The 22816-nt window shown below is 71.0% G+C and carries 19 protein-coding genes and 1 pseudogene; 12 read left to right on the forward strand and 8 right to left on the reverse strand.

Annotation, left to right across the window (positions count from 1 at the left end; all coding sequences use genetic code 11):
* The first annotated feature begins 115 nt into the window (after window positions 1-115).
* The 6 genes from rhlB to rpoH all read left to right on the forward strand — a co-directional run bounded on the left by rhlB (window position 116) and on the right by rpoH (window position 6309).
* Window positions 116-1909: an ATP-dependent RNA helicase RhlB gene (gene rhlB, locus KHF85_RS02890; RefSeq protein ID WP_284568451.1), complete on the forward strand. Its 1794-nt coding sequence runs from the start codon at window positions 116-118 to the stop codon at window positions 1907-1909.
* Between the two features lie 70 nt (window positions 1910-1979).
* Window positions 1980-2666 carry a cell division ATP-binding protein FtsE gene (gene ftsE, locus KHF85_RS02895; RefSeq protein ID WP_047324490.1) on the forward strand — a complete coding sequence of 229 codons (687 nt, stop codon included), beginning with the start codon at window positions 1980-1982 and terminating at the stop codon, window positions 2664-2666.
* Entirely contained in the window at window positions 2663-3610 is a 948-nt protein-coding gene (gene ftsX / locus KHF85_RS02900) for a permease-like cell division protein FtsX (protein WP_284568452.1), read from the forward strand. The genes ftsE and ftsX overlap by 4 nt, the downstream gene beginning before the upstream one ends.
* A 7-nt stretch (window positions 3611-3617) precedes the next feature.
* Entirely contained in the window at window positions 3618-4460 is an 843-nt protein-coding gene (locus KHF85_RS02905) for a response regulator (protein ID WP_064542860.1), read from the forward strand.
* A 22-nt stretch (window positions 4461-4482) separates the two neighbouring features.
* The gene (gene ung, locus KHF85_RS02910; protein ID WP_284568453.1) at window positions 4483-5211 is read left to right on the forward strand and encodes a uracil-DNA glycosylase; all 729 of its coding nucleotides are present in this window, start codon (window positions 4483-4485) and stop codon (window positions 5209-5211) included.
* 219 nt (window positions 5212-5430) lie between these two features.
* The gene (gene rpoH / locus KHF85_RS02915) at window positions 5431-6309 is read left to right on the forward strand and encodes an RNA polymerase sigma factor RpoH (protein WP_053834114.1); all 879 of its coding nucleotides are present in this window, start codon (window positions 5431-5433) and stop codon (window positions 6307-6309) included.
* A 124-nt stretch (window positions 6310-6433) separates the two neighbouring features.
* Here the strand turns inward: rpoH and KHF85_RS02920 are convergent.
* Window positions 6434-7054: pseudogene (locus KHF85_RS02920) on the reverse strand (trimeric intracellular cation channel family protein).
* A 56-nt stretch (window positions 7055-7110) separates the two neighbouring features.
* The gene (locus KHF85_RS02925) at window positions 7111-8403 is read right to left on the reverse strand and encodes an NAD(P)/FAD-dependent oxidoreductase (RefSeq protein WP_284568454.1); all 1293 of its coding nucleotides are present in this window, start codon (window positions 8401-8403) and stop codon (window positions 7111-7113) included.
* A 282-nt stretch (window positions 8404-8685) separates the two neighbouring features.
* Between KHF85_RS02925 and KHF85_RS02930 the strand changes: the two genes are divergently transcribed.
* Entirely contained in the window at window positions 8686-8835 is a 150-nt protein-coding gene (locus KHF85_RS02930; RefSeq protein WP_284568455.1) for a glycosyltransferase family protein, read from the forward strand.
* 13 nt (window positions 8836-8848) lie between these two features.
* Here KHF85_RS02930 and KHF85_RS02935 read toward each other — a convergent pair whose 3' ends face one another.
* Window positions 8849-11038: a primosomal protein N' gene (locus KHF85_RS02935; RefSeq protein WP_284568456.1), complete on the reverse strand. Its 2190-nt coding sequence runs from the start codon at window positions 11036-11038 to the stop codon at window positions 8849-8851.
* 463 nt (window positions 11039-11501) lie between these two features.
* Here KHF85_RS02935 and KHF85_RS02940 point away from each other — a divergent pair, with 463 nt between their 5' ends.
* The 4 genes from KHF85_RS02940 (at window position 11502) to sppA (ending at window position 16467) form a co-directional block, all read left to right on the forward strand.
* Entirely contained in the window at window positions 11502-12182 is a 681-nt protein-coding gene (locus tag KHF85_RS02940; protein WP_284568457.1) for a hypothetical protein, read from the forward strand.
* Window positions 12179-12964: a hypothetical protein gene (locus KHF85_RS02945; protein ID WP_284568458.1), complete on the forward strand. Its 786-nt coding sequence runs from the start codon at window positions 12179-12181 to the stop codon at window positions 12962-12964. The genes KHF85_RS02940 and KHF85_RS02945 overlap by 4 nt, the downstream gene beginning before the upstream one ends.
* A gap of 155 nt (window positions 12965-13119) precedes the next feature.
* Complete coding sequence (locus KHF85_RS02950; RefSeq protein WP_284568459.1) at window positions 13120-14487, forward strand: MATE family efflux transporter; 1368 nt, start codon at window positions 13120-13122, stop codon at window positions 14485-14487.
* 81 nt (window positions 14488-14568) lie between these two features.
* A complete protein-coding gene (sppA, locus tag KHF85_RS02955) occupies window positions 14569-16467 on the forward strand; it encodes a signal peptide peptidase SppA (protein ID WP_284568460.1) in 1899 nt (632 codons plus the stop codon).
* Window positions 16468-16546: 79 nt separating this feature from the next.
* Here sppA and KHF85_RS02960 read toward each other — a convergent pair whose 3' ends face one another.
* Entirely contained in the window at window positions 16547-16774 is a 228-nt protein-coding gene (locus tag KHF85_RS02960; protein WP_284568461.1) for a hypothetical protein, read from the reverse strand.
* Between the two features lie 63 nt (window positions 16775-16837).
* On the opposite strand from KHF85_RS02960, the gene KHF85_RS02965 reads away from it, so the two are divergent.
* Window positions 16838-17611 carry an SDR family oxidoreductase gene (locus tag KHF85_RS02965; RefSeq protein ID WP_064542883.1) on the forward strand — a complete coding sequence of 258 codons (774 nt, stop codon included), beginning with the start codon at window positions 16838-16840 and terminating at the stop codon, window positions 17609-17611.
* Between the two features lie 176 nt (window positions 17612-17787).
* Here KHF85_RS02965 and KHF85_RS02970 read toward each other — a convergent pair whose 3' ends face one another.
* The 4 genes from KHF85_RS02970 to KHF85_RS02985 form a co-directional block, all read right to left on the reverse strand.
* Window positions 17788-18456, reverse strand: a complete 669-nt coding sequence (locus KHF85_RS02970; protein WP_284568462.1) for a DUF4124 domain-containing protein — start codon at window positions 18454-18456, stop codon at window positions 17788-17790.
* Between the two features lies 1 nt (window position 18457).
* The gene (locus KHF85_RS02975) at window positions 18458-19183 is read right to left on the reverse strand and encodes a DUF4124 domain-containing protein (protein WP_284568463.1); all 726 of its coding nucleotides are present in this window, start codon (window positions 19181-19183) and stop codon (window positions 18458-18460) included.
* A 64-nt stretch (window positions 19184-19247) separates the two neighbouring features.
* Window positions 19248-19808, reverse strand: a complete 561-nt coding sequence (locus KHF85_RS02980; protein ID WP_284568464.1) for a Sua5/YciO/YrdC/YwlC family protein — start codon at window positions 19806-19808, stop codon at window positions 19248-19250.
* Between the two features lie 327 nt (window positions 19809-20135).
* Complete coding sequence (locus KHF85_RS02985; protein WP_064542892.1) at window positions 20136-22622, reverse strand: DNA topoisomerase I; 2487 nt, start codon at window positions 22620-22622, stop codon at window positions 20136-20138.
* Window positions 22623-22816: the final 194 nt, after the last annotated feature.

The raw sequence follows: 22816 nt of genomic DNA on the forward strand, positions 1-22816 counted from the left end.
GGATTCCCCCTGTCGCGCGACCCGGCATGTGAAGTCGCCAGTGTGCGACGCTGCCGGGGCCGATGCAAGCCGCGACCTTACGCTTCGGGCGGGGTGGCCTGACGAAGATGGAATGATGAGCGACAAACCCCTGACCGATGTGACTTTTTCCGCGTTCGAGCTGCAACCGGCGCTGCTGGCCGGCCTCGAAGGCGCCGGCTTCACCCGCTGCACGCCGATCCAGGCGCTGACCCTGCCGGTGGCCCTGCCGGGCCGCGACGTGGCCGGCCAGGCCCAGACCGGCACCGGCAAGACCCTGGCGTTCCTGGTGACGGTGATGAACCGCCTGCTCAGCCGCCCGGCGCTGGCCGACCGCAAGCCCGAGGATCCGCGCGCGCTGATCCTGGCCCCGACCCGCGAACTGGCGATCCAGATCCACAAGGACGCGGTCAAGTTCGGCGCCGACCTGGGCCTGCGCTTCGCCCTGGTCTACGGCGGCGTGGACTACGACAAGCAGCGCGAACTGCTGCAGCAGGGCGTGGACGTGATCATCGCCACCCCGGGCCGGCTGATCGACTACGTCAAGCAACACAAAGTGGTGTCGCTGCACGCCTGCGAGATCTGCGTGCTCGACGAAGCCGACCGCATGTTCGACCTGGGCTTCATCAAGGACATCCGCTTCCTGCTGCGGCGCATGCCCGAGCGCGGCACCCGGCAGACCCTGCTGTTCTCGGCCACGCTCAGTCACCGCGTGCTGGAGCTGGCCTACGAGCACATGAACGAGCCGGAAAAGCTCGTGGTCGAGACCGAGAGCATCACCGCCGCGCGTGTGCGCCAGCGCATCTACTTCCCCTCCGATGAGGAGAAGCTGACCCTGCTGCTGGGCCTGCTGTCGCGCAGCGAGGGCGCGCGCACCATGGTGTTCGTCAACACCAAGGCCTTCGTCGAGCGCGTGGCGCGTTCGCTGGAGCGCAATGGCTACCGGGTCGGCGTGCTGTCCGGCGACGTGCCGCAGAAGAAGCGCGAGACCCTGCTCAACCGCTTCCAGAAGGGCCAGCTGGAGATCCTGGTCGCCACCGACGTGGCCGCGCGCGGCCTGCACATCGACGGCGTCAAGTACGTCTACAACTACGACCTGCCGTTCGACGCCGAGGACTACGTGCACCGTATCGGCCGCACCGCGCGGCTGGGCGAGGAGGGCGATGCGATCAGCTTCGCCTGCGAGCGCTACGCGATGAGCCTGCCGGATATCGAGGCCTACATCGAGCAGAAGATCCCGGTCGAGCCGGTCACCGCCGAATTGCTGATGGCGCTGCCGCGCACCCCGCGCGCGGTGGTCGAGGGCGACGTGGTCGAGGTCGATGCGGATGCCGACGAGAGCATCGGCGACATCTTCCGCGAGGCGCGTGCGCAGCGCGAGGCCGACGAGCAGCGGCGCGGCGGCGGCAGCCGCGGCAAGCCCGGCGCTGGCCGTGGCGGCCCCGGCGGCGGTGCCGGCGGCCGGGGCGAAGCGCGCGCTGCCGACGGCAAGCCGCGGCGCCCGCGCACCCCGCGTCCGGCCGACGCCGAGGCCGGGGCAGCGACCGCAGCTGTCGCCGACGCGCCCGCGGCGGCGGTCGCCACCGAAGCCGCGCCAGCGGTCGCGGCGCCCACGCCCAGGCCTGCCCGCGCGGCCGCCGAAGGCGCGCCTGCGGTGGATGGCGAGCGCGCGCCGCGCAAGCGCCGGCGTCGCCGCGGCGGGCGTCCGCTGGAAGGTGCCGAAGGCGCCGAGGGCGCTGCCGCCGTCGCGAGCAGCGATGCGCCGACCAAGCCGGTGCAGGTCAGGGCCGCGCGCCAGGGCGAGCGTGCTGCCGCGCCGGCCGCCGCAGCGAACGATTCGTTCCTGACCCGCCTCGGCCGCAAGCTGCGTTCGCTGGTCTCCAGCTCCTGAACCGGCGCTCCACCGTTCGCGGCGCGCGCACGGTGGACGAAAACCCGGGCCGCTCCGGCATAATCGCCGGATGAGCGTTCTGCGGTTCGACAATGTCAGCAAACAGTACGCCGGTGGCCATGAGGCCCTGGTGGATGTCAGCTTCCAGGTGGAGGAGGGCGAGATGCTGTTCGTCACCGGCCATTCCGGGGCGGGCAAGAGCACCTTGCTCAAATTGATCCATCTCAGCGAGCGTCCGTCGCGCGGGGCGGTGCTGTTCGGCGAGCGCAACCTGCTGAAGGTGCGCGGGCGGCGCGTGCCGCTGCACCGGCGCGAGGTCGGCGTCGTCTACCAGGACCACCGCCTGCTGATGGACCGCAGCATCGCCGAGAACGTGGCGCTGCCGCTGATCCTGCGCGGCACCCGCCGCGCCGAGATCGGCAAGCGCGTGCGCTCTGTGCTGGAGCGGATGGGCCTGGGCCATCGCGAGAAGGCGCTGCCGTCGCAGCTGTCGGCCGGCGAGCAGCAACGCGTCGGCATCGCCCGGGCGATGGTCGCCGAGCCGCGCCTGCTGGTCGCCGACGAGCCGACCGGCAACCTCGACCCGACCCTGGCCGCCGAGATCATGCAGCTGTTCGCCGAATTGCCGGCGCGCGGCACCAGCGTGCTGGTGGTCAGCCACGACCTGGCGCTGCTCAAGCAGATGCGCAAGCGCGTGCTGATCCTGGACCACGGCCGCCTGGCCGACGACATCTCTCCGCAGGACCTGGCCGAATGAGCGCACGCACTGCCGGCGGCGGCGCCGCGCCCTCGCGCCTGGGCGTATGGTGGGACCACCACCTGCACAGCATCGTCTACAGCCTCGGCCGGGCCATGCGCAAGCCGTGGGCGACGTTGCTGACCATGGCGGTGATGGCGCTGGCCCTGGCGTTGCCGCTGGGGCTGTCGATCGCGCTGGACAACCTCAAGCAGTTCGCCGGCAACGTGCAGCAGTCGCGCGACATCAATGTGTTCCTGAAGACCGGCGTCGATGCCGCCGCGGCCAACGCCCTGGCGACGACCCTGCGCGGCCGTGCCGACGTCGCCGCAGTGGCGCTGCGCACGCCCGAGCAGGGCATGGCCGAGCTGCGCGACAGCGCCGGGCTGGGCGAGGCGCTGGACGCGCTCGACGACAACCCGCTGCCGACGCTGCTGATCGTCACCCCGGCCGCGGCCGAGGATGCGCCGCTGGCGGCGGCGCTGAGCGCGCTGCCGCAGGCCGACCTGGTCCAGCACGACGCGCTGTGGCGCAAGCGCCTGGACGGCTGGCTGCGCTTCGGCGAGCGCCTGGTGCAGGTGCTGTCGGTGCTGCTCGGTGCCGGCGCGGCGCTGGTGGTCGGCAACACCGTGCGCCTGGACATCCAGTCGCGGCGCGAGGAAATCGGCGTGCTGCAGTTGCTCGGCGCCAGCGACGGCTTCATCCGCCGTCCGTTCCTGTACCTGGGTGCCTGGTACGGCTTCGGCGCCGGGGTGCTGGCGCTGGGCCTGATCGCTGGGTCCGGGCTGGCGCTGGGGCCGCCGCTGGCGGAACTGGCCGACAGCTACGGCAGCCATTTCGCGCTGCACGGGCTGGACGCGCTGCACTCGGCGTTGGTGCTGCTCGGCACCCTGCTGCTGGGCTGGCTCGGCGCCTGGCTGGTGACCGGCCACTTCCTGCGCCAGACGCGTCCTACCGATACTTGAGGCGCGCATGTCCCGGCACGAGCTCAAGCACCTGATCAGCGACGCACCGCGGGTGATGGTCGTGGACGGCTCCAAGCTGGTGCGCAAGCTGATCGCCGATGTGCTGCACCGCGAACTGCCGGACGTGGAAGTGGTCGGCTGCGCCAGCATCGCCGAGGCGCGCGCCGCGCTGGAGGCCGGCCCGGTGAACCTGGTCACCACCTCGCTGGCGCTGCCCGACGGCGACGGCTTGGCCCTGGCACGCAGCGTGCGCGAGGCCGCGGGCCAGGCCTACGTGCCGGTGATCGTGGTCTCCGGCGACGCGCAGCAGCATCTGGTCGAACGCCGCTTCACCGAATACGTCACCGACTATTTCGACAAGGCGCTGGGCCATGAGGCGCTGGCGACCTTCATCCGCGGCTACGTACAGCCGCAGCCGGTGGTCGGCGCCACCATCCTCTACGTCGAGGACAGCCGGGTGGTGGCAGAGGCGACCAAGCGCATGCTCGAGCGCCAGGAACTGCACGTGGTGCACGTGCTGACCGCCGAGGACGCGTTCGCGCTGCTCACCGCCGAATCGCTGGGCCGCACCACCCGCCGCATCGACCTGGTGCTGACCGACGTCACCCTGAAGGGCGAACTCAACGGCCGCGACGTGGTGCAGCGCATCCGCATCGACTTCGCCTACGGCAAGCGGCGCATGCCGGTGCTGGTGATGACCGGCGACAGCAACCCGCACAACCAGTCCGAGTTGCTGCGCGCCGGCGCCAACGACCTGGTGCAAAAGCCGATCGAGGAGCGCCTGCTGGTCACCAAGGTGCTGTTCCAGCTGCGCCTGGCCAAGCTCAGCGACAATGCCGTGACCTTCTGACCGACACCTCCACCGACCCTGCATGCGTAGCGAAGACGACACCCGGATCCAGCTGGAACCCTCCTGGAAGGCGCAGATCGGCGACTGGCTGCTGCGCCCGGAAATGCGCGAACTGGCCGCGTTCCTGCGCCAGCGCAAGGCGGCCGGCGCACGCGTGTTCCCGCCCGGGCGGCAGATCTTCGCCGCGTTCGACGCGACCCCGTTCGACCGGGTCGAAGTGGTGATCCTCGGCCAGGATCCGTACCACGGCTACGGCCAGGCGCACGGGCTGTGCTTCTCGGTGCTGCCCGGAGTGCCGGTGCCGCCGTCGCTGCTGAACATCTACAAGGAGATCGAGGACGACCTGGGCATCCGCCGTCCCGATCACGGCTGCCTGCTGCCGTGGGCGCAGCGCGGCGTGCTGCTGCTCAATGCGGTGCTCACGGTCGAGGAAGGGCGCGCCGGCGCGCACCAGGGCAAGGGCTGGGAGGGCTTTACCGACCATGTGGTGGACACCCTGAACCGCGAGCGCGAAGGCCTGGTCTTCCTGCTGTGGGGCAGCTATGCCCAGGCCAAGGGCAAGGTCATCGACACCCGCCGCCACCGCGTGTTGAAGGCGCCGCATCCCTCGCCGCTGTCGGCGCACCGCGGCTTCCTGGGCTGCAAGCATTTCTCCGCGGCCAACGACTACCTGCGCCGCCGCGGCGCCGCGCCGATCGACTGGAGCCTGCCGCCGCGCGCGGCGCTGGACGCGGCGGCGGGCGGCGGCTGAACCGTGGTTCGACGGCGATGCCCGAGGTGCGCCGCGTGTACGCAAATTTCGCAGGAGCGGTGCTAGTTTTGGCGCTCGTAACCGGTTACGCCTGCCTTGCCCAGTGTTCCAATGGCTTCCGTCACAGTCCGTTTCCTGAGTCGAATGTTGCATAAACAGAACGCAGGAACTTTTTACTGTACCCAGCAGTCTAGTTAGTTGACTGCTAAGATGAGCCCTATGAGCCAGACCATCCCTGCCACCGCGCTGGTGGCCAACAATCTTCCGATCCCCAGTCCGCTCGGTTCGCTGGATGCCTATATCGGCGCCGTGCATCAGATTCCGGTGCTGACCTCCGAAGAGGAGCGCGCGCTGGCGGTGCGTTATCGCGACCAGGAAGACCTGGACGCGGCGCGCGAACTGGTCCATTCGCATCTGCGCTTCGTGGTCCACGTGGCCCGCGGCTACAACGGCTACGGCCTGCCGCTGGGCGACCTGATCCAGGAAGGCAACATCGGCCTGATGAAGGCGGTCAAGCGCTTCGACCCGGAAATGGGCGTACGCCTGGTCAGCTTCGCGGTGCACTGGATCCGTGCCGAAATGCATGAGTACATTCTGAAGAACTGGCGCATCGTCAAGGTCGCCACGACCAAAGCGCAGCGCAAGCTGTTCTTCAACCTGCGCAAGTCCAAGACCCGCCTGGGCTGGATGAACGCGGCGGAAGTGACCGCGGTCGCCAAGGATCTCAATGTGTCCGAACGCGAGGTGCTGGAGATGGAGTCGCGCCTGTCCGGCCGCGACATCGGCTTCGATGCGCCGTCCGACGACGACGACGACCACGCGCCGCCGTCGCCGGCCGCCTACCTGATGGCCGCCGAGGAAGATCCCTCGCAGGCCTACGAGCGCGCCGACAGCGAGGGCAACCAGCTGCAGCTGCTGCGCGAAGGCCTGGCCGAACTGGATGCGCGTTCGCGCGACATCATCAAGCGCCGCTGGCTGGATGCCGACAGCAAGATCACGCTGCAGGAGCTGGCCGACGAGTACGGCGTGTCCGCCGAGCGCATCCGCCAGATCGAAGCCAACGCGCTGAAGAAGATGAAGGCGTTGTTCGTGGCGTAAGGGTTGCGTAGTTGCGGACGATCCATCCGCCAAGCAGAAAGGCCCGGTTTTCCGGGCCTTTTTCGTTGCGCAAGACGCGTGGAAACCGGCATGCCGCCCGCGGTGCAGACGCGCGTGTTGCCGGTCACGGCTCCCGCGGTGGCCGCGCCACCGGCAGGTGCCAGCCGTAGCGGATCGCCATGAAGCGCAGGCCGAAACACAGCGTGGCGCCGATCGCCAATCCTCACGGCTGCGGCAGGTGCAGCGCATGCGCTGCGGCGACCACGCCGCCGCCGAGCAAGGCCGCCACCGCGTACAGCTCGGCCTGCAGCACCACCGGCGTGCGCGCCACCAGCAGGTCGCGCACGATGCCGCCGCCGATGCCGCTGAGCATGCCGAGCAGGGTCGCGCTGAGCGGGCCCAGGCCGAACGCCAGCGCCTTGCTGGTGCCGTACACCGCGAACAGCGCCAGGCCGAGCGCGTCGAAGAGTTGCACCGGGTTGCGCAGGCGCTCGACCGTGTTGTGGCTGTAGAAGGTCAGCAGCCCGGCCAGGCAGGCGACGCCCAGGTAGTGCGCATCGCCGAGCGCGGCCGGCGGGGTGGCGCCGATCAGCACGTCGCGGGCGATGCCGCCGGACACCGCGGCCGCGCACGACAGCACCAGCACGCCGAACAGGTCCAGGCGGTGGCGCACGCCGACGGTGGCGCCGCTGATCGCGAACACGAAGGTGCCGAGCAGGTCGAGCAGGAACAGGAAGGTCGCCAAGAGGGCACTGCACAGTGGCAAAGGGCGGCCAGGATCGCAGCCGCGCCCCAGGGGTGTCACGCGTCCGGCGGCGGCGCGGGCGCGCCCTGGCGCGCGTCGTCGCCGAGGATGATGCGCGCCGCGCGCTGGTAGCTCCAGTACGCCCAGGCCCAGTTGAGCAGCACCACCAGGCGGTTGCGGAAGCCGATCAGGAAGAACACGTGCGCGGCCAGCCAGAACCACCAGGCCAGCAGGCCGGACAGCTGCAGCCGGCCCAGGTGCACGATCGCGGCCATGCGCCCGATGGTGGCCAGGTTGCCGTAGTCGGCATAGCGGAACGGTGCGTCGCCGGCTTCGCCGCGCAGCCGTTTCGCCAGGTTTTCGGCGACGTGCCGGCCCATCTGCTTGGCCGCCGGCGCCACCCCGGGTACCGGCTTGCCGTCGGCCTGCTGCAGCGCGGCCAGGTCGCCGGCGACGAACACTTCCGGATGCCCGGGGATGCTCAGGTCCGGCTGCACCTGCACCCGGCCGCTGCGGTCCAGCGGCACGTCCAGGGTCCGCGCCAGCGGCGAGGCGGCCACGCCGGCGGCCCAGACCACGGTGCGCGCGGGCACGAAGGTGCTGCCCAGGCGGTAGCCGCTGGCGTCGATGTCGGCCACCGGCACGCCGGTCAGCACCTCCACGCCGAGCTTTTCCAGTTGTTTCTGCGCCTTGGCCGACAGCCGTTCCGGGAACGAGGCGAGCACGCGCGGGCCGGCTTCGATCAGCCGCACCCTGGCCTCGGCGGGATCGATGCGGCGGAATTCGTGCTTGAGCGTATGCCGCGCGATCTCGGCCAGTGTGCCGGCCAGTTCCACCCCGGTCGGGCCGCCGCCGACGATGGCGAAGCTGAGCCAGGCCGCACGCGCGGCCGGGTCGCTCTCGGCTTCGGCGCGTTCGAACGCCAGCAGCAGGTGGCGGCGCAGGTGCAGCGCGTCGTCCAGGGTCTTCAGCCCGGGCGCGTGCCTGGCCCATTCGTCGTGGCCGAAGTAGGCATGGGTGGCGCCGGTGGCGACCAGCAGGTAGTCGTAGTCCAGCGTCTCGCCGCCGGCCAAGTGCACCTGCCGCGCCTGCTTGTCCAGGCGCAGCACTTCGCCCAGGCGCACTTCCACGTTGCCCTGCTTGCGCAGGATCTGGCGCAGCGGCGCGGCGATGTCCGGCGACGACAGGCCGGCGGTGGCGACCTGGTACAGCAGCGGCTGGAACAGGTGGTGGTTGCGGCGGTCGATCAGGGTGATGCGCAGCGGCGCCTTGGCCAGCGCGCGCGTGGCCCACAACCCGGCGAAACCGCCGCCGATCACGATCAGGTGCGGCACGTGCGGGTCAGCCATGCAGGACTCCAGGGGGACGCAAAGACGAGGCGCAAGCGGCTGTCGCGACGCTGGCGCCGGCCGCGGACGCCGCCCCCACCCGGTGCAGCGCGGCGCCGTGATGCAGGCAGCGGTCGCGGCGCCGTGCAGGAACTGGGGGCTGGAACGGCATGGCTCCTATAGTAGCGCGATGGCAGGCGCCGGCAGGGATGCGGAGCGCGCGCGGGAATACGCGCGACAGCGACGGAGCGGCCGCTTGTTTCGCCCGCCGCGGCGGCGCCGTCGCGCCTGGGCGGCCTGCGGTTGGCGTTGGCGTTGGCGCTGGGCAAGCCGGTGATCGCCACCGCCGCCTGCGGCCTCGGCGCGGATGCCGGCGCGTGGCGCTGCGTGGAAGCAGGCGATGCGGACGCGTTGCGCGCGCAGCTGCTGGAAGCGCTGGCCATGCCGCGCTGAGAACGCGCCCGGCTCAGTACAGATCCTGCGGATCCACATCCAGCGACCAGCGCACCCGCCGCGCCTGCGGCAGCGCGTAGATCGCCGGCACCGCCGCGTCCAGCACCGCATGCAGCGCGCGCCGCGTTGGCGCCGACAACAGCAACTGGGTGCGCTGGAAACCGGCGCGGCGCGGCATCGGCGCCGGCATCGGCCCGAAGCGCTGCACGTCGGCCTGCTCCGGCAGCAGCGCGCGCACCGCGCTGAGGAAGGCGTTGGCGTGTTCGACCTGCTTGGCCTCGGCGCGCAGCAGCGCCAGGTACGCGAACGGCGGGAAGCCGGCCGCTTCGCGCTGCGCCAGTTCGGCCTCGGCGAAGGCGTGGTAGCCGCCGTGCACCAGGGTCTCCAGCAGCGCATGGCCGGGATGGTGAGTCTGCAGCCACACCTCGCCCGGGCGCGCGGCGCGGCCGGCGCGGCCGGCGACCTGGATCAGCTGCTGCGCCAGTTTCTCGCTGGCGCGGAAGTCGGCCGAGAACAGGCCTTCGTCGATGCCGACCACCACCACCCGGGTCAGCTGCGGCAGGTCGTGGCCCTTGGCCAGGATCTGCGTGCCGACCAGGATTCCCGGTGCGGTGCCGAGCGTGGCCAGCTGCGTCTCCAGCGCGTCGCGGCGCTGGGTGGTGCCGCGATCGATGCGCAGCACGGGGACGTCGGGGAAGGCCTGCAGCAGGCGTTCTTCCAGGCGCTCGGTGCCGATGCCCTGCGGCTGCAGCGCCAGGCTGCCGCAGTCCGGGCAGGCCAGCGGCGCCGGCTGGCGCGCGCCGCAGTGGTGGCATTGCAGGCGCCGGCCGCCGGCATGCACGGTCATCGGCGTGGCGTGCAGCGGGGTGCTGCAGCGCTGGCACGGCGCGGTCCAGCCGCAGTCGTGGCACAGCAGCACCGGCGCGTAGCCGCGGCGGTTCTTGAATACCAGCACCTGGCCGCCGTCGGCCAGCGCGCTGCCGATGCCGGCCAGCACCTCCGGCGACAGCCCGTCCTGCAGCGGCCGCTTGCGCACGTCGAGCACGCGCACCGTCGGCGGCCGCGCCGCGCCGGCGCGGCGGGTCAGGCGCAGGTGCGCGTAGCGGCCGCTGGCGGCGTTGTGCAGGCTTTCCAGCGACGGCGTGGCGCTGCCCAGCAGCACCGGCACGTCCAGCGCCTTGCCGCGCACCAGTGCGAAATCGCGGGCGTGGTAGCGGATCCCGTCCTGCTGCTTGTAGCTGCCATCGTGTTCCTCGTCGATCACGATCAGCCCGGCCTGCGGCAGCGGCACGAACACCGCCGAGCGGGTCCCGACCACCACCCGCGCCTCGCCGCGCCAGGCCGCGGCCCAGACCCGCGCGCGCTCGTTGTCGGTGAGTCCGGAATGCAGCGCGTGCACCGGCACGCCCAGGCGCGCGCGGAACCGCGCCAGGGTCTGCGGGGTCAGGCCGATCTCCGGCACCAGCACCAGCGCCTGGCGGCCGCGCGCCAGGCAGGCGGCGATGGCCTGCAGGTAGACCTCGGTCTTGCCGCTGCCGGTGACCCCGTCGAGCAGGAACGGGGCGAAGCCGGGCGCGGCCACGACCGCGTCGATCGCGACCTGCTGTTCGTCGTTCGGGCTGGGGCCGGGCTGCGGCTGCGGCGCCGCGCTGCTGGCCGGCACCGCGATGCGTTCGGCGAAGTCGCGCTTGGCCAGGCTGCGCGCGGCGCTGCGCCAGTCGTCCATGGCCTGGTCGAGCCGGTCTTCGTCCATGGGGCCGTCCGCCAGCAGGGCGGCGAAGCGGTGCGGGCGGGTGCCGGCGCGGGCGCGGTGGCTGGCGCCGGCCTCGGTCAGGCGCCAGGCCCAGGCGTGGGTGTCGGGCAGCGCCTCGCCGCGGCGCAGGGCCACCGGCAGCGCGGTCGCCAGCACTTCGCCCAGCGGCGCGTGGCTGTAGCGGGCCAGCCAGTGCAGCGAGTCGGCCAGCTCGCCATGCAGCAGCGGCACCGGGTCCAGCCAGGCCAGCGCCGTGCGCAGGCTCTCGCTGTCGGCGACCTGGCCGAGCGCGGCGACCACCCCGCTCAGCTCGCGGTTGCCGAACGGCACCCGCAGGCGGCGGCCGATGTCGCCGGCGCCGGCGGCGTCGCCGGGCGGCGGCAGGTAGTCGAACAGCTGCGGCAGCGGCAGCGGCAGGGCGACGCGGAGGGTGGCGGCAGGGGACGGCATCGGTCCTAGTTTAGCGGCCGGGGGACGGGGGCCAGGGCTCCCTCGGCGGGGGCGGCGAGGAGCGCCAGTTGCGGGCGATAGCTGTTCGAAAAGTGATAAACAAGTCGTAAATAGCTGCCCCGCTTGGAGAATCGATTTTATCCACACCCGCTGTGGATAAAGCTGTGCATGAAAGGGATGCTCCACGCCGTGAAGACGGATTCACAAGCCTCTGCCACAAGTTGGACAAAAAAGCGCCACTCCAATAAATGCATTTAATAACAGTCACTTAGCCGTGAAACATGGCTGCAACATGATTTTGCGGGGGCTTGACAGGAGGCGTTGGACGTCCCTGCCGCTGCTTGTGCACAACCCGCCGCCGCGATCTGCCCGGCTGGCGCCTGAAGCAGCCGATCGGCGCGCCGTTGTCAAGCGCGCGGCGCGGCGGCGGCCTCGCTATCATCGCGCCGATGATGGAGTTCCGATGACCGCCGCGCCCCCCTCCGACGGCGCGGTCGCACCCCCCGCCCTGGCCGCCTTCCTGCGCGGCATCGAACGCCGTGCCGCGGTGCTGGCCGAGTTGCAGAGCGGCAGCGTCGAGCGCGGCGCGCCGGCGCTGGCCGCGGCGATGCGCGCGTTCCGCAGCCATGCCGCGACCCTGCCGATGGCCGACTGGCCGCTGCACTTCTGGAAACTGCTCGCGGCCGTCCCGTCGCTGCGCCAGATCGTGACCGCCGCCCGCAGCGGCTGGCCGCTGCCGCTGGCGCACCTGGGCAAGCTGACCGCCGCCGACCGCCTGGCGCTGCTGCTGCGGATCGTGGCCGGGCTGGACGAGCCGACCGCGGCGCAGGTGTTGAATCAGTCCACCCAGGATTACCAGCAGGCCAGGATTACCAGCAGGCGTTGGCGCGGGCCTGCCCGCGCGATGTCGGCGGGCAGCCGGATGCCGCCGGCTGGCGCGCGCTGGCCGACGCCGCGCAGCAGCATCTGCGCGAGCTGCCGCCGGAGCGGCTGCAGGCGCTGGCGCAGTTGCGCGATGCGGCCATCGCCGCTGCGCCGCCCACGCCGGCGCCCGCACCCACACCGGCGGCGCCGACGCCGGTGCGTCCGCGCCGGCGTAGCGGCGGGCGCGGCCCGACCCGTGCGCGCCTGGCCGCGGCGGTGAGCGTGGTCGTGGTCCTGGCCATGCTCGGCACCTGGTGGTGGGGGCGCATGCCGTCGCGGCCCGCCGCGGCGGGCGCCGGTTCGGGCCTGGCGCTGGGCGCTGCCGGGCCGGTGCAGGTGGAGGAACTGCCGGCCGAGTCGGAGACGCGCAGCGCGCCGCCGCTGCCGGCCGCTGCGCCGGCAGCGCTGCCGGAGCCGGCGGTCTACGACCTGGATTTCTTCGCGTGGTATGCGGCGGGCGCGCCGCCGGCCCGGATCGAGCGCAGTGCGCCGAGCGCGGAGGAGGCCGCCGACGCCGCCGCCGCGCAACCGGCCAGTGGCGTTGCCACCGCGCCGGCACAGGCCGCCGCGACCGACCCGCCGCCGGCGTTGACCCCGGCGCAGTTGCGCGAGCGCCAGGCCGCCTGGGAGGCGCTGGGCGCCACGGTGCAGGCGCGCCTGCGCCAGGTGGCCAGCGCCTTCGCCGGCTTGCCGGTGGAGCAGCAGCACACGCTGCGCGCGCAATTCGCCGCGCTGGATGCGCTGGAACGCCACGGTTGGTTGCTGGGACCGGAACTGGGCAGCGAGTACTGGGCGCTGCAGCCGCTGTTCGGCTACGTGCCCGACGCGCAGCGTGCGGCGCTGCTCGGCCTGCTGCGCACGCTGCCGGCCGAACAACGCGAGCACCTGGCGCTGTTGGCGCAGCGCACCCCGCCGCAGGAGCGCGCGACGCTGCGCCGCGAGTTGCTGGCGCAGGGCGCGGACACGCGCGCGGCCTGGCTGCGCCAACGCGCCGCACGCTGAGCGCAGCGTCTCCGCTCTCCGAGTCCTGCGTCCCGCGTCCCGCGTCCCAAAGCCTGCGCCGACCAGCCGCGCAGGGTAAAATGCCGCCCCTCCGCCACCCGGCGCCGGCGCTTTCCTGACGCGGCCGCAGTCGGCGGAATCGCCAGAGTCTTGCAATGTCTTCGTCCTCCACCCCGGCCTCGGTCCGGGGCCGCGAACTGCGCAGCACCGCGCAGCTCGCCCTGCCGCTGGTCCTGGGGCATATCTCCGCCGGCCTGATCAGCTTCGTCGACAACGTGATCGCCGGCCACCATGGCACCCGCACGCTGGCCTCGGTGACGGTCGGCACCGCGCTGTTGTGGCTGCCGATGATGATTCCGATCGGCACCCTGATCGCGTTGACCGCGTCGGTGTCGCAGCTCGACGGCGGCAAGCGCCACGCGCAGATCGGGCCGATGTTCCGCCAGGCGCTGTGGTTGTCGCTGGGCCTGGGCGTGCTGATGTTCGCGTTCCTGAGCGTGATGCCGAGGGCGTTGCCGCAACTGGGCATCGCCGCGGAGATCGTGCCCGGCGCGCGCGATTTCCTGCATGCGATCCGCTGGGGCGTGCCGGCGATGGTGCTGTACTTCTGCATGCGCTATCTCAGCGAGGGCATGCACTGGACGCTGCCGACCATGCTGCTCGGCTTCGGCGGGCTGCTGGTGCTGGCGCCGCTGGGCTACGTGCTGACCTTCGGCCTGTTCGGGCTGCGCGCGCGCGGCGCCGGCGGGCTGGGCATGGCCTCGGCGATCATGATGTGGCTGCAGGCGCTGTGTTTCGCCATCTATCTGGCGCGTTCCAGGCGCTTCGCACCGTTGCGCCTGTTCGCGAGCTTCGAGGCGCCGGACCTGCGCGCGATCGGCGGGTTGCTGAAGACCGGGTTGCCGATCGGCATCACCATCCTGATGGAGGGCGGACTGTTCATCGTCACCGCCTTGCTGATCGCGCGGCTGGGCGAGGTGCCGGCGGCCGCGCACCAGATCGCGATCAACGTGGCGCAGCTGTGCTTCATGGTGCCGATGGGCGTGGCCGAGGCGACCACGGTGCGGGTCGGGCGCGCGGCCGGCGGCGGCGATGCGGTCGGCGTGCGCGGCGCGGCCTGGGCCGGCTATACCATCGTGCTCGGCACCCAGGTGTTGTCGGCGCTGGTGCTGCTGTTCGGCCACGACGCCATCGTCGGCGTCTACACCCGCGATATCGCGGTGGCCGGGCTGGCGTCCACGCTGCTGCTGTACGCGGCCGCATTCCAGTTCCCCGACGGGGTGCAGGTGCTGTCGGCCGGCGCGCTGCGCGGGCTCAACGACACCCGCGTGCCGATGCTGCTCGCCCTGTGCTCCTACTGGGGCCTGGGCATGCCGCTGGGCGCCGGGCTCGGCCTGTGGCTGGGCTGGGGACCGCAGGGCATGTGGATCGGGCTGATCCTGGGCCTGGCCGCGGCCGCGGTGATGATGGCCGCGCGCTTCCGGCTCAGCAGCGGGCGCCTGCTCGCCGCCGCGGCGTCCTGACCCCTGACTTCAGGCGCATGTGCGGCGCCGGCACAGCCGGTATGCTGCACGCGCGCAAGACCATCCTTCCGGAGTTTTTCCATGAACCAACCCGTGCGTCGCAGCCCCATCGCCAGCTTCTTCGTTGGCCTATGGGATGTGATGAACTTCACTCGCCGGCTGATCCTGAACCTGGTGTTCTTCGGCTTCCTGCTGCTGCTCCTGCTGGCGATCGTGTTCGCGATGGCGCGCGGCGACGGCGCCAAGGCGCTGCGCGACCGCACCACGCTGCTGATCGCGCCGGAAGGCACCCTGGTCGAGCAGTTCAGCGCCGATCCGGTCAGCCGCGCGCTGACCAAGGCGATGGGCGACAAGGGCGCCGAGGAGATCCAGCTGCGCGACCTGATCCGCGCGCTGGAAGCGGCCAAGACCGATCCGAAGATCGAGCGCGTGGCGCTGCGCCTGGACAAGCTGCAGCCCAGCGGCTTCGCCTCGATGCGCGAAGTGTCCGCAGCGCTGCAGGACCTGCGCGCTTCCGGCAAGCAGGTCGTGGCCTACAGCGACAGCCTGAGCCAGGCGCAGTACCTGTTGGCCGCACAGGCCAACGAGGTCTACCTGGACCCGATGGGTTCGGTGGTGCTGGAAGGCCTGGGCCGTTACCGCCAGTACTTCCGCGAAGGCCTGCAGGACAAGCTCGGCGTGGACGTGCACCTGTTCAAGGTCGGCGAGTTCAAGTCCGCGGCCGAACCGTACGTGCTCGACGCGGCCTCGCCGGCGTCCAAGGAAGCCGACCTGTTCTGGATGAACGACGTGTGGCAGCGCTATGTGGCCGACATCGCCAAGGCGCGCAAGCTGGCGCCCGAGCAGATCTCTGCCGGCATCGACACGATGCCCGAAGGCATCGCCGCGGCCGGCGGCGACATGGCCAAGTTCGCGCTGCAGCAGAAGCTGGTGGACGGCCTGAAGACCCGCGAGGAGGTCGAGGAACTGCTGACCAAGCGCGGCGTCGCCGACGACGATGCCGATACGGGCTTCCGTAATGTCAACCTGGATGCCTATCTGCAGCAGCTGGATCTGCGCCGTTCGCCGGTGGATTCGCGGCCGCAGGTGGCGGTGGTGGTGGCCGCGGGCGAGATCAGCGGCGGCGAGCAGCCGGCCGGGCGCATCGGCGGCGAATCGACCGCGGCGCTGCTGCGCGACGCGCGCGACGACGAGGCGGTCAAGGCGGTGGTGCTGCGCGTGGATTCGCCCGGCGGCGAAGTGTTCGCCTCCGAGCAGATCCGCCGCGAGGTGGTGGCACTGAAGGCGGCCGGCAAGCCGGTGGTGGTGTCGATGGGCGACCTGGCCGCCTCCGGCGGCTACTGGATCAGCATGAACGCCGATCGCATCTACGCCGACCCGTCGACGATCACCGGCTCGATCGGCATCTTCGGCATGATCCCCAACCTGACCCGCAGCCTGGACAAGATCGGCGTGCATACCGACGGCGTCGGCACCACCCGTTTCGCCGGGGCGTTCGACGTCACCCGGCCGATGGATCCGGTGGTCGGACAGGTGATCCAGTCGGTGATCAACAAGGGCTACGCCGACTTCACCGGCAAGGTCGCGCAGGCGCGCAACAAGCCGGTCGAGGCGGTCGACCAGGTCGCGCGCGGCCGCGTGTGGAGCGGTGCGCAGGCCAAGGAACGCGGCCTGGTGGACGCGTTCGGCGGCTTCAAGGACGCGGTGGCCGATGCCGCCGCGCGGGCCAAGCTGGGCGCGCGCGACAAGTACCGCGTGCGCTACATCGAGAAGCCGGCCACGCCGTTCGCGCAGTTCGTCAACGGGTTCGCCGGCAGCCGCATGGGCGCGTGGATGCTGGGCGACTCGGCACTGGCGCACGCCATGCTGGCGCGCAGCATGCCGGAGCTGGATACCCAGCTGCGCTTCGTGCAGGACGCCACCGACAAGCGCGACGGCACGCCGGTCAAGGCGCTGGCCTACTGCTTCTGCGGCTTCTGATGCAGGCCTGATGCATGCGCCTCCGCTACTGGCGGGTGCGCTGCAAGCAACGAACGACGCCGGCCGATGCCGGCGTTTTTCATTGCCCGGTGGCGGCGTCGATCGCGGCGTTCTGCGTGGCCGTGGCCTGCTCGGTCCCTGCCGCCGCTTGCTTGGCGCGCTCGAGCGGTTGCCCGATCGCCGTGCGCAGCGCGGCGGCCTGCGGTTCGGGCGGCTTGTCTGGCGGTTTCGGCGGTGCCGGCTTGCAGGCGGCCAGCGCGACCAGCAGCGACAGTCCCAACGTCATCAAGCGCAGTGAACCCGTCATGGCAGCGACCTCGTTGAGCGTGGGCGTTATCCTACGCCCACCCCGGTGCAGACAGGCAAGGCGATGCAGCAACGTTGGCGGCTGGACGGACAGACCGCATTGATCACCGGCGCCAGCGCCGGCATCGGCCTGGCGATCGCGCGCGAGCTGCTCGGCTTCGGCGCCGAGCTGATGCTGGTGGCGCGCGACATCGATGCGCTGGAAGCGGCGCGCGACGAACTGGCCGACGCCTATCCGGAGCGGCGCATCCTGGCGTTGGCCGCGGACGTGGCCGACGACGAGGACCGCCGCGAGATCCTGGACTGGGTCGAGGACCATGCCGACGGCCTGCACCTGCTGATCAACAACGCCGGCGGCAACCTGAGCAAGGCCGCGGTGGACTACACCGAAGACGAGTGGCGCAGCATCTTCGAGACCAACCTGTTCTCGGCGTTCGAACTGTCGCGCTATGCGCATCCGTTGCTGGCGCAGCACGCGGCCGCGGCGATCGTCAACGTCGGCAGCGTGTCCGGACTGACCCACGTGCGCAGCGGCGCGCCGTACGGCATGACCAAGGCCGCGCTGCACCAGCTGACCCGCAACCTGGCCGCCGAATGGGCCGAAGACGGGATCCGGGTCAATGCGGTGGCGCCGTGGTACATCCGTACCCGCCGCACGTCCGGGCCGCTGTCGGATCCGGACTACTACGAGCAGGTGATCGAGCGCACGCCGATGCGGCGGATCGGCGAGCCGGAGGAAGTGGCGGCCGCGGTCGGTTTCCTGTGCCTGCCGGCGGCCAGCTACATCACTGGCGAATGCATCGCGGTGGACGGCGGGTTTCTGCGTTACGGGTTCTAGGGCGCCGGTAGACTGCGAGTGCCGGCCAGGCCGTGTAGGAGCGGCTTCAGCCGCGACGTTTTGCTGACAATGCCTGTCGCGGCTGAAGCCGCTCCTACAGGGGCATGGTTGGATACAGGCAGGGCATGGTCGGATACACGGCCAGTGTCGGATCGAACATCCGCGGGGGCATGCCCCTAATCCGGCGCGCCGCAGCTGCTCGCCTGCAGCAATTGCTGGCGACGCAGGAATTCCTGCCGCAGTTGCTCGGTGTGTTCGGATGTGGCGAAACGCCAGTGCGTCTCGGCTTTGGCCACATAGGTCGTCCAGGCCTCGCAGGCGCCGGCCTCGGGCAGCGCCACGCAGCGGTCGCGAAGCACTTCGCAGGCGCTGCCGCCGGTCTTGTCGGGGCTGCCGTCCAGGCCCATGGTGCGCAAGGGAACGCAGCGCGGCGCGGGCTCGGCGACTTCGCCGATGTAGCGTTGCTGCTCATAGGTGGTGCAGGCGTATAGCGGCGGTGGCGGCAGCCTTGGCGCAGCGTCCGCCGGCGCTGTCTGCGGATCGGTCGAATTGGTCGAATTGGTCGAATCGGGCGGGGCGGCGACGGGCACTGCTGCGGGTACGAACGCCGGCGCTGCCTGCGCTGCGGCTGCCGCTGCGGCCGCTGGCGCGGCACCGGGTCCCGGTGCGGGCGCGCGGCCGACGCCCTGCATGATCTTCTTCTGCTGGCGCATGCCCTTGGGGCATGGCTGGTTCTGCACGGTCAGGTTGTCGTGCGCATCGGTGCAGCGATAGAACACCACCTGTTCTGCATGCGCGGCGCCGGCGCCGGCCAGCAGCGCGGCGAGGCAGAGCGCGCTGCGCATCTCAGCTGCCGCCGCAGTCGCGGTCCAGGCGCGCGTCGATGCCGCGCTGCTCGGTTTCCAGCGCGCGGCGATCGCTCTGCAGCGCGCTGTTGTAGCGGCGGATCAGTTCCCAGCGGCGGTCGGCCAGGCGCGCACACACTTCCTGCGCCGGCAGCGCGTTGCAGGTGTCGCGGATCAGCGTGCTGCCGGCCGGCACCACCACGCCGGCGCCTGGATACACCGGCTGCGGCGGGCGCGGGCGGCGGCCATCGCCGCCGCCATTGCCGTGGCGATGGCCGCCGCCGTCGCCGTCGCCACCGGCATAGCCGATGGCCCACAGCGGCACCCAGCGCGGATTGCCTTCGTTGTCGTCGCTGGTATAGCGCTGGCCCTCGCTGGTCACGCATTCGTACATCGGCTGCGGCGGCTGCACGGTCACGATGCGGATCTCGCGCTGCGGCAGCGGCGCTGGCGCTGCGGCGTCGCGCGCCGGATCGGTGCTGAGCGTGGTGGTCGGGCGTGGCGGCGGATCGCGCGGGCGCTGCATGTCCAGCACCTGCTGCTGGTGCGCGTTCTCGCAGGGCGCGTTCTGCAGGCTGACCGCGCCGGCGCTGCCGACGCAGCGGTAGATGCGCACCGACCCCTGCGCGCCATCGCTGCGGGTGGTTTGCCTGGTCTGCGCCCAGGCGCTGCCCGCCAGCGGCAGCAGCGCGGTCAGGAGCAGGGCAGGGCGGACGAGCGTGGGCATGCGCGCATCTTGCGCGCCTTCGCCGGCCAGGGAAAGCCGGAACCGCGTGGGATCGGCAACGCGCTCAGGCGCGCAGGATCTCGCCGCTGAGTGCATCGCGGATCGGGGTAGGCTGGGCCAGGCCGCCGGTCTGCCCATCGACCACGCCGTCGAGCGCAGCCAGCAGGTGCGGATCCAGTTCGCTGCGCTGCCGCGCCGGCGGCTCGCCGCCGCGGTTGGCGCTGGTCGAGACCAGTGCGCCGCCCCAGGCGCGGCACAGCGCCGCCACCAGCGGATGCGCGCTGATCCGTACCGCGATGCCGCAATGCGCGCCGGTGATCCAGGGCGGCGCTTGCGCCGCGGCCGGCAACACCCAGGTATGCGCGCCGGGCCAGTTGGCCAGCACTGCGGCCAGGCGCTCCGGCGGCAGCGCCGCCAGGTCGAGCAGCGGGCGCAGCGGCTCCAGTTCGGCGGCGACCAGGATCAGGCCTTTCTCCACCGGCCGCTGCTTGATCTGCAGCAGGCGCGTCACCGCCGCCTGGTCGTACGGATCGCAGCCCAGGCCCCAGACCGCCTCGGTGGGATAGGCGATGACACCGCCTTGCTGCAGGACGGCGACGGCTTGGTTGAGCGACAGATCGGGCATGCATGGATGATGCGGCAGGCTGTTGTTGTGAGGCAATGGCTGGGGAACCGGGAGTCGGGAGATTCGGCATTGGCAAGCGCGACGCGCGCTGTCCTGCCGGTTCCGGTTCGATTCCTGGAGGGCGGCGCGCGCGCTGCGCGGCGATGTGGCCTGTGCGCAGGGTGCGGCGGCTGCGGTTCTTACAGCCTTTGCGGCGCCGCTACCGAATGCACCGGTGCACCTGGATCGCGGCAAGCGCGATCCGATCGCGTGCCGCGATGGATGGCGATCGAGGCCATCCGCCGCCGCCGCTGTGGATGTCGCATCCGCAGCAGCGGCGGTGGTGGATCAAGCCGACTTGGCCGCGGCCTTCTTGACCACTTTCTTGGCGGCTTTCTTCGCGGTCTTCTTCGCCGCCTTCTTGACCGCCTTCTTCGCCGCGGGCTTGGCCGGGGCGTCGGCCGCGGCCTTCTTGGCTGCGCTCTTCTTCGGCGCCGCTTCCTTCTTCGCCGCGGCCTTCTTGGCGCCGAAGCCGCGCCGTGCCGGCTTGCCGGTCTCTTCCAGCAGCTTCTGCACTTCTTCCAGGGTCAGCGTGGCCGGCTCGCGGTCCTTGGGGATCTTGCCGTTGAGCTTGCCGTCGCTGATGTACGGGCCGAAGCGGCCGTTGAGCACCTGGATGTCGCTGCCGGGGTATTCCTTGATGATGCGGTTGCGCGCGATCTCTTCCTTCTCTTCGATCAGGAACACCGCCCGCGCCAGGTCGATGGTGTACGGATCGTCTTCCTTCTTTAGCGAGGCATAGACGCTGCCGCGCTTGGCGAACGGACCGAAGCGGCCGATGCCGACGCTGACGTCCTCGCCCTTGTCCTCGCCCAGCGCACGCGGCATCAGGAACAGCTCCAGCGCGTCTTCCAGGGTGATGGTGTGCATGCTCTGCCCCGGCCGCAGCGAGGCGAACTTGGGCTTGTCCTCGGCGTCCTCGGCGGTGCTGCCGATCGCCGCATACGGCCCGAACCGGCCCAGGCGCACGCTGACCGGCTTGCCGGTCTTGGGGTCGGTGCCGAGTTCGCGCGCGCCGGTGGCCTCGGAGCGGTCCACCGATTCCTTCTTCTCCTCGACCAGTTCCTTGAACGGGCCCCAGAACTTCTCCATCAGCGGCCGCCATTCCTCCTCGCCGCGCGACACCGCGTCCAGCTCGTCCTCGAGCTTGGCGGTGAAGTCGTAGTCGACGTAGCGGGTGAAGTGGCCGGACAGGAACTTGCTGACCGCACGGCCCACGTCCGAGGGGCGGAAGCGGCGCGCGTCCAGTTCCACGTACTTGCGGAACAGCAGGGTCTGGATGATCGAGGCATAGGTCGACGGGCGGCCGATGCCGTATTCCTCGAGCGTCTTGACCAGCGAGGCTTCCGAAAACCGCGGCGGCGGCTCGGTGAAATGCTGGTCGGTATGGATGCGGTCGAGCGGGATGCGGTCGCCGGGCTTCATCGCCGGCAGCTTGCGGCCTTCGTCTTCGTCCTCGGCGGCCTTCTGGTCCTTGCCTTCCTCGTACACGGCCAGGAAGCCTGGGTCGATCACCGTGGTGCCGCTGGCGCGGAAGCTGTGCTCGTTGCCGGCTGCCAGTTCCACGGTCACGGTGTTCATCGTCGCCGGCACCATCTGGCAGGCCACCGCGCGCTTCCAGATCAGTTCGTACAGGCGGCGGCCGTCGTCGTCCAGGTACTTGGCCATCTGCGCCGGGGTGCGCAGCGCCGCGGTCGGACGGATCGCTTCGTGCGCTTCCTGCGCGTTCTTGGACTTGGTCTGGTACATGTTCGGCTTGTCCGGCAACGCGCCGGTGCCGAAGTCGCGCGCGATCACGTCGCGGATTTCGGCCAGCGCGTCCTGCGACAGGTTCACCGAGTCGGTACGCATGTAGCTGATCAGGCCGACCGTGCCTTCGTCGCCCACGGTCACGCCTTCGTACAGCTTCTGCGCCACGCGCATGGTGCGGCTGGTGGTGAAGCCGAGCTTGCGCGAGGCCTCCTGCTGCAGCGTGGAGGTGGTGAACGGCGGCGCCGGGCGGCGCTTGCGCTCCTTGCTGGCCACGTCGGTAACGTGCAGCGCGCCCTGCGCGGCCTTCTGCAGGCGCATCCGCGCCGCTTCGGCGGTGTCGCCGTCGGTGATGGTGAACTGTTCGAACTTCTGCCCGTCGAGCTTGACCAGCTTGGCCGCGAACGGCTGCGAGGGGTGCAGGCAGTCGGCGCCGATGCTCCAGTATTCGCGGGCGACAAAGGCTTCGATCTCTTCCTCGCGCTCCACGATCATGCGCAGTGCCGGCGACTGCACGCGGCCGGCGGACAGCCCGCGCTGCACCTTGCGCCACAGCACCGGCGACAGGTTGAAGCCGACCAGGTAGTCCAGCGCGCGCCGCGCCTGCTGCGCATCGACCAGGTCCACGGCGATCTGCCGCGGGTTGGCCATCGCCTCCTTGATCGCGCGCGGGGTGATTTCGGTGAACACCACCCGGTGCAGCGGCTTGTCCTTGAGCAGCCCGCGCTCCTTGAGGATCTCGGCGATGTGCCAGCTGATCGCCTCGCCCTCGCGATCCGGGTCGGTCGCCAGATAGATGTCGTCGGCGACCTTGGCGGCCTTGGCGATGGCCTCGACGTGCTTCTCGTTCTTCTCGATCAGCGCGTAGCGCATCGCAAAGCCGTCGTCCGGGTCCACCGCGCCTTCTTTCGGGATCAGGTCGCGCACGTGCCCATACGAGGCCAGGACGTGGAAGTCCTTGCCGAGGTATTTGTTGATCGTCTTGGCCTTGGCGGGCGATTCGACGATGAGCAGGTGCTTGGACATGGCGGACTGGGCTTCGATGGGCGGGGCGGGCGCCCTGGGGGCGGTAGGGTGGCGCAATTGCTGCGGTTAGTGAAGCGTTGCGGTGGTTCAGAGCGACCGACGCCCGGGGCAGGTACCCCGGGCGTTCAGCTGCGTCTCTTTTTATTAGTGGACATGTCCGGCGCCGGCTGTCAAGCGCCGCCGCCCCGCAATGC

This window comes from Xanthomonas graminis pv. graminis (assembly GCF_030168915.1).
In the GTDB taxonomy this organism is placed as follows: Bacteria; Pseudomonadota; Gammaproteobacteria; order Xanthomonadales; family Xanthomonadaceae; genus Xanthomonas_A; species Xanthomonas_A translucens.

Coding starts and splice junctions, on each gene's coding strand:
- rhlB (WP_284568451.1), top strand. CDS start 116: ATGAGCGACAAACCCCTGACCGATGTGACTTTTTCCGCGTTCGAGCTG.
- ftsE (WP_047324490.1), top strand. CDS start 1,980: ATGAGCGTTCTGCGGTTCGACAATGTCAGCAAACAGTACGCCGGTGGC.
- ftsX (WP_284568452.1), top strand. CDS start 2,663: ATGAGCGCACGCACTGCCGGCGGCGGCGCCGCGCCCTCGCGCCTGGGC.
- KHF85_RS02905 (WP_064542860.1), top strand. CDS start 3,618: ATGTCCCGGCACGAGCTCAAGCACCTGATCAGCGACGCACCGCGGGTG.
- ung (WP_284568453.1), top strand. CDS start 4,483: ATGCGTAGCGAAGACGACACCCGGATCCAGCTGGAACCCTCCTGGAAG.
- rpoH (WP_053834114.1), top strand. CDS start 5,431: ATGAGCCAGACCATCCCTGCCACCGCGCTGGTGGCCAACAATCTTCCG.
- KHF85_RS02925 (WP_284568454.1), bottom strand. CDS start 8,403: ATGGCTGACCCGCACGTGCCGCACCTGATCGTGATCGGCGGCGGTTTC.
- KHF85_RS02935 (WP_284568456.1), bottom strand. CDS start 11,038: ATGCCGTCCCCTGCCGCCACCCTCCGCGTCGCCCTGCCGCTGCCGCTG.
- KHF85_RS02940 (WP_284568457.1), top strand. CDS start 11,502: ATGACCGCCGCGCCCCCCTCCGACGGCGCGGTCGCACCCCCCGCCCTG.
- KHF85_RS02950 (WP_284568459.1), top strand. CDS start 13,120: ATGTCTTCGTCCTCCACCCCGGCCTCGGTCCGGGGCCGCGAACTGCGC.
- sppA (WP_284568460.1), top strand. CDS start 14,569: ATGAACCAACCCGTGCGTCGCAGCCCCATCGCCAGCTTCTTCGTTGGC.
- KHF85_RS02960 (WP_284568461.1), bottom strand. CDS start 16,774: ATGACGGGTTCACTGCGCTTGATGACGTTGGGACTGTCGCTGCTGGTC.
- KHF85_RS02965 (WP_064542883.1), top strand. CDS start 16,838: ATGCAGCAACGTTGGCGGCTGGACGGACAGACCGCATTGATCACCGGC.
- KHF85_RS02970 (WP_284568462.1), bottom strand. CDS start 18,456: ATGCGCAGCGCGCTCTGCCTCGCCGCGCTGCTGGCCGGCGCCGGCGCC.
- KHF85_RS02975 (WP_284568463.1), bottom strand. CDS start 19,183: ATGCCCACGCTCGTCCGCCCTGCCCTGCTCCTGACCGCGCTGCTGCCG.
- KHF85_RS02980 (WP_284568464.1), bottom strand. CDS start 19,808: ATGCCCGATCTGTCGCTCAACCAAGCCGTCGCCGTCCTGCAGCAAGGC.
- KHF85_RS02985 (WP_064542892.1), bottom strand. CDS start 22,622: ATGTCCAAGCACCTGCTCATCGTCGAATCGCCCGCCAAGGCCAAGACG.